The following is a 711-nucleotide window of genomic DNA, read 5'->3' on the forward strand; positions in this document are numbered from 1 at the left end:
GGCAATATAGCATGCGCGCTATAGACAGGCAAGGGCATTCAAGTGTGTGGCAGGTGTCTGAAATGGCCAAGTAGGGGCCGAAATCGTGTTCTATGCTCGATCAAGCAAATCCTGTAAACGTGCGATCAGCGGCGGCAAGCGATCATTGGCGGCTTCGTATAGCAGGCGGTGATCGATGCGCCCGTATTCGTGGGCCAGCTGTTGCGCTGGCGGCTCAGGCCGCATACAGCACCCTGGCGTCCCGCAGGATGGTCTTGCGGCGGTAGGTGTTCTCCAGAATTTCCGGCGTGACGATATCCACCTTGCGGCCGCTGAAAACGGCCGAGAAGGCATCCTGCATGGCGGGGATGTCGAACAGCGAGACCTTGCTGTCGGGCGAAAACTCCACCAGCAGGTCGACGTCGCTGTCCGGCGTCATTTCGCCGCGCGCCGCCGAGCCGAACAAGGCCAGTCGATTGATGCCGTACTTGCGGCAGAGCCGCTTGAGCTTGGCGAGGGGAGGCGCCAATGTGCCGGTGGCAGGCTGAGCGGAATACTCGGCTCGCGGCGAGTGCAGCGTGTGTGCGACGGGTTCGGCCTTGCGCCTTCGCTGCGCTTTCGGCGCCTTGGCCGTCTTCTCGGCGAAGACGGATGCCTTGCGGAAGATCTCGGCCAGCTCCGGATAGAACGGCGCGGCGTGGTTGGCGCGGTAGCGCACCTGGTTGCCGGCCG

The 711-nt window shown here is 63.2% G+C and carries 1 protein-coding gene; it reads right to left on the minus strand.

Features of this window, described 5'->3' with window-relative positions:
• Positions 1–214 precede the first annotated feature (214 nt).
• On the minus strand, positions 215–711 hold a 497-nt coding region (locus L6Q96_23285; GenBank protein ID MCK6557472.1), incomplete at its 5' end, for a nucleotidyltransferase family protein.

The sequence above is a fragment of the Candidatus Binatia bacterium genome (assembly GCA_023150935.1).
GTDB lineage: Bacteria > Desulfobacterota > Binatia > HRBIN30 > HRBIN30 > JAKLJW01.